This is a genomic window from Streptomyces sp. NPDC059695, from assembly GCF_042733785.1.
Taxonomy (GTDB): domain Bacteria; phylum Actinomycetota; class Actinomycetes; order Streptomycetales; family Streptomycetaceae; genus Streptomyces.
Genome location: NZ_JBHWFF010000026.1, coordinates 20104 through 24139 on the forward strand (window position 1 = coordinate 20104; position 4036 = coordinate 24139).

Genomic DNA, 4036 nt, shown 5'->3' on the forward strand with positions numbered 1-4036 from the left:
CGCCGGGCCGGGCGGGCAGCGGCGGCCCGCTGCCGGGGGTCGTCGCCCGCCGGGCGGCCTTGGCGCTCTCGCCCCGGCCCGGGCCCGGGCGGCCGGCCGCGGTGCGGACGGAACTCGGGTGGACTCGCTCAGGCGAGCGGGCGGCACAGCAGGGCGTCGGGGACGCCGCCGTGGTTCCACTTCCAGGTGAAGGCGACACCGGCGAGGTACTCGCCGTCGGTGCACTGGCCCTTGTAGTGGCCGGGCGCCCAGTCGCTCGCGGTCGAGCCGCCGGTGGCGGGGCGGTTGTCACCGCGGTCGAACCACAGGACGCGGCCGGTGGTGGGGAGGGAGGCGGCGGCGGGGGCGCACAGGAGGGCCGCCATGGCGTTGCCGTTGACGCTGTAGCCGACGGCGAAGGTGCGGTCGGGGCACTGGAGCTTGTTGTAGCCGCTCGCCCAGTCTCCGCCGGTCACGTACCGCTCGTCGGTGACGACGGTCCAGGGGCCGCTCGCCTTCGCGGGCTGTCCGGCGTCGGTGCACAGGCCCCGGCCGCTGCTCCGGGCGAGGCCGGTGACGCGCTGGCTGTCCGGGCAGTTGCCCTTGCGGTTGCCCGGGGACCAGTCCGGCCCGGCGAGCATGGTGGTGGAGACGTCGTAGTCGGCGTAGTCCAGGTTGAGCATGTTCCAGCGCGGGGCCGGTGCCACGCGGCCGGTCCGTCCGGTGGCGCCCACGAGCTTGTTCCAGTCGGTGGCGCGCCAGTCGCCGGCGTCCATGACGCCGAGCCGGGTGCCGTCGGCGCTGTAGTTGACCATGGCCCAGTTGTCCTGCGGCGTGCCGTTCGCGTCGGTCCAGCCGACCAGCGGCCAGATGGCGAAGTCGGTGTCGTTGCGCACCAGGATGTCGGTGAAGGCGGTGAACCAGGCGCGTTCCCTGGTGTCGGCGTCACCGCGTCCCGCGGCGCCGAACTCGCTGATCCAGACGGGTGCGGTGAAGTGCTGCCCGGAGCGGGTGACGAACAGGGCCTGGTCGTCGACGACCTGGGCGAGCTGTGCGGGGGTGAACTCCTCGTAGCGCGGGTCGTGCGTCTCGCCCGTGCCGGTCGCGCCGGTGTGGTTCGGTCCCGTGTAGCCGTAGAAGTGGGCCGCGTAGACGAGCTTGTCGGAGCGGATCAGGGTGTTGGAGAGGGTCGCGACCGGGCTGAGGGTCGGGCGGCCGTGGGGGGTGATGTCGGTGGGGATCCCCTGCCAGTTGATGCCCTCCATGATGACGAGCATGTCGGGGTTGGCCTGGAGGATCCTGTTGCCCGCCTCCTCCATCGCCTTGTTGAGGTCGTGGTCGTTGCCCCAGCCCCAGTTGGGGTCGTTCCAGGTGTCCCGGCGGACCTCGTTGCGCAGGTCGGCTCCGACGACGCGCTTGTCGGACCGGTAGCGCTGGGCGAGGAAGACCCAGTCGTCGATCCACTGCTGGGTCGTCTGGCCGCTGTTCCAGCGCTCGTTGCCGTCGAGGCCGCAGCAGAAGCGGTAGCTGGTGGTGTGGTTGTTGAGGATGACGGCGAAGCCGTCGGCCGTGAGCGCGGCGACGACGGCGTCGAGCACCTGGAGCGGGGTCTTGCCCTTGAGCTGCGGGTTGGCGGCGACGGCCGCGTCGGGGACGACGCTCGTGTCGTGGACGAGGGCGTTGGCGAACGGCAGCCGGATGCTGTTGAGGCCGAGGGCGTGGAAGTCGGCCAGGATCCGGGAGACCGGCGTCCTGTCCAGGCCGAGCGGGATGTTGTGCGACATCTGCCGGGCCTGGTGGTTGGCGACGTCGCCGACGTCACCGCTGCCCTGCCAGGTGCCCTGGGCTCCGGCCCAGTTGCCGGACTTCAGCTTGAAGCGGTCTCCGGCGGCGTCGACGACGTACCGGTCGCGGGTCGACAGGGGGGCGGTCCACGAGGCGGCGAGCTGCGGGCCCGTGAGCGCCGGGGGCGGCGCCGTCCCCGGGTCCGCCGCGGCGGTGTTCGGGGTGAGGGTGGCGAGGAGGAGTGCGGACGTGGTGGCGAGGACTGCGGTCGCGCGTCGGAGCAGGGTGGAGCGGGAGGTCACGGGGGCTCCTTACGGGGTGGGGGTGGGGTGTGCCTGCCTGGTGTGCGGTCCGGTGCGGGGTCCGTGGGACGTGGTGCGGGATCGTGCGGTGGGGGGTCAGCCCTTGAGCCCGCTGGTGGCGATGCCCTCGACGATGTACCGCTGGGCGACGAGGAACATGACGACCAGGGGCGTGATGGTGACGACGGCGCCGGCGAAGAGGCCGGGCAGGTTGACGGTCTGCGAGGTGAGGAAGGTGGAGAGCGCGATCTGCGCGGTCCAGGCGGAGGGGTCCTGTCCGATGACCAGGGGCCACAGGAAGGAGTTCCAGCTGTCGATGAAGGAGAGCGCGCCGAGCGAGGCGAGCATGGCGCCGGAGCTCGGCAGGGCGATCCGCCGGTAGAGGCCGAGCCATCCCAGGCCGTCGAGGCGGCCCGCCTCCTCGATCTCGCTGGGGAACTGGAGGTAGAAGTTGCGGAAGAGGAGGACCGCGAACGGGTTGAAGAGGCCGGGCACGATGATGCCCCACAGGGTGTTGACGCCGCCGAGGGAGCCGACGACGACGAACGTCGGGACGAAGGTGACCGATCCGGGGATCATCAGCGTGGCCACGATCAGGGCGAGCACCGCGCCGCGGCCCGGGACCGGGATCCTGGCCAGGGCGTAGCCCGCGGCGGAGGCGAGGAGGGTGGAGACGGGAGCGGTGACGGCGGCGATGAGCAGCGAGTTGCCGAGCGCCCGTCCCATGGAGACGACGGGGTCGGCGAAGAGGTCGGTGAAGTTCTCGAAGTGCATCGTCGAGGGCCACCACGTCCACTCCGGCGACGTCAGGCTCCGCGTGTCCATGAGGGCGTTGCGGAGCATCAGGTAGAACGGCGCCAGGAAGGCCGTGGTGAGGAGGCCGACGAGCAGACCGCGGGCGAGGAGGCGCGCGGACCGGGTCAGTGCGGGCAGGGTGATCATGCGCGTCTCATTCTCCGCTCCTGCCGAATCCGGTGAACCGGCCCTGGAGCAGGGTCACTCCGACGATGAGGGCGGTGAGCACGAAGGCCCCGGCGGAGCCGATGCCGTAGTTCTGGCTGCCCATGGCGGTGTTGTAGAGGTGGACCAGCGGGGTCTGTACGGGGGCGGTGCCCGTGCCGGAGAGGCCGCTGTTGAAGAGGTTGTAGAACTCGTCGAAGGCCTGGAAGGCGGCGATGAACAGCAGCATGAGGACGGCGACGGAGGTGTTGCGCAGCATCGGCAGGGTGATCCTGGTCAGGAGCCGCCGGCCGGTGGCGCCGTCGAGGGCGGCGGCCTCGTACAGCTCCTTGGGGATGGCCTGGAGTCCGGCGAGGAACAGCACCATGTAGAAGCCGACCTGCAGCCAGAGCCGCAGGGTGACGAGCGCGACCCAGTAGAGCGGTGGCGAGGTGGTCTGGAGCCAGGGGACGGGCTCCGCTCCGAACCATCCTCCGACCGTGTTGGCGATGCCCGCGGGAAGGCCGTTGAACAGGGACATCTTCCACAGCAGGGACGCGGCGACGTACGAGACGGCCGCCGGGACGAGGAAGGTGGTGCGGAACAGGGCCCGGCCCCGTCGGATCCGGTGCACGAGCAGGGCGAGACCGAGCGAGGCGGCGAACGTGAGCGGCACGATGAACGCCGTGAAGAGCAGGATCTGGAGGAGGGAGTCGCGGAACGCCGGGTCGGACAGGAGCCGGCGGTAGTTCTCCAGGCCCACCCAGTGCCCGAGGGCGATGGTGCCGCGCGCGTCGCTGAGGCTGAGCAGGAAGCTCCAGCCGATGGCGACGTACTTGAAGAGGCCGAGACCGAGCAGCATCGGCCCGGTGAGCAGGACGAACGCGGCCCAGCCGGACCGGCCGGGGCGCGCCCGGCCGGTCCGGGCGGGGGGGGGGGGGGGGGGGCGGGGGGGGGCCCGCGGGCCCCCCGGGCGGGGGGGGGGGGGGGGGGGGGGCGGGCGGGGCGGGGGCGCGGGGGGGTGTGGGTGG

The 4036-nt window shown here is 72.1% G+C and carries 3 protein-coding genes; all 3 read right to left on the reverse strand.

Annotated elements, in window-relative coordinates; genetic code table 11:
- Positions 1 to 128 precede the first annotated feature (128 nt).
- Entirely contained in the window at positions 129 to 2066 is a 1938-nt protein-coding gene (locus ACFV2S_RS28000) for a glycoside hydrolase family 5 protein (RefSeq protein ID WP_385564672.1), read from the reverse strand.
- Positions 2067 to 2162: 96 nt separating this feature from the next.
- Positions 2163 to 3008: a carbohydrate ABC transporter permease gene (locus tag ACFV2S_RS28005; protein WP_385564675.1), complete on the reverse strand. Its 846-nt coding sequence runs from the start codon at positions 3006 to 3008 to the stop codon at positions 2163 to 2165.
- Positions 3009 to 3015: 7 nt separating this feature from the next.
- A partial coding sequence (locus tag ACFV2S_RS28010) for a carbohydrate ABC transporter permease (RefSeq protein ID WP_385564677.1) occupies positions 3016 to 4036 on the reverse strand: 1021 nt, incomplete at its 5' end.

Bases quoted from the DNA above. Each gene is read 5' to 3' on its own strand.
- ACFV2S_RS28005 (WP_385564675.1), bottom strand. From the start codon at position 3,008: ATGATCACCCTGCCCGCACTGACCCGGTCCGCGCGCCTCCTCGCCCGC.